Below are 735 nucleotides of genomic sequence, written 5' to 3' on the forward strand. Positions count from 1 at the left end.
AAAGGCTCTAGACTAGCAGATTTGCACTTAGTTTTACCTAATGAGGTCCCACAACTCTGTTGCTAGCTCATTAGGCTCCCTCATCCAACGCCATTCTGTTTCTTTAAGATGATAATCAAAATACTCTTTTGATATACCGTTGAACTTTGCTAGCCTTCTTTTACAAAAGCTCCAGAATGATTCTATTCCATTTATATGACATTGTCCTCTGGCAAATTCATTCGCTCCATGATTTACTCTAAAATGCTTTGAGTAACCAACATCTACCAAACCATTGTATCCACGCCAACCATCACTATAAATTACACTTTCAAGTGCAACTTTACCTAAGATAACTTGTTGTAATGTATTCTTTTTACAATCTGGGACTATTTCTGTATAAACTCGACCATTCCTTTCAAATATTCCAAATACAGGTTGTTTTAAAGTACCTCGACCTCGCTTCAACTTCCCATGAAAACCACGTTGTCTTTTTGCTCCAAAATAGCTCTCATCAATTTCAATAGAACCTACAAACTTTGCTCTTAAATCTGTTTGATGATCGTAGATTGCTTCTCTAAAAAGCATGTACCAATAGTTGATGGTATTACGGTTCAAGTTAAGCAATAAGGCTGTTTTAGAAGCAGGAATATCAATGCAAAAGCACTGAATAATTTTTTTAATCTTATAGTTACTTAATTTGCTGTTTTCTATCATGATTCTAGACTAACATATCTGTTCTGCTAGTCTAGAGCC

Annotated in this window: 1 protein-coding gene; it reads right to left on the reverse strand. The window is 35.1% G+C overall.

The features are described from left to right. Positions 1-33 precede the first annotated feature (33 nt). Positions 34-696, reverse strand: coding sequence for an IS1595 family transposase (locus C8322_RS14250; RefSeq protein ID WP_100833453.1), 663 nt, complete (start codon positions 694-696; stop codon positions 34-36). Between the last annotated feature and the right edge of the window lie 39 nt (positions 697-735).

Source organism: Acinetobacter sp. SM1B (genome assembly GCF_003289665.1).
Lineage (GTDB): Bacteria > Pseudomonadota > Gammaproteobacteria > Pseudomonadales > Moraxellaceae > Acinetobacter > Acinetobacter schindleri.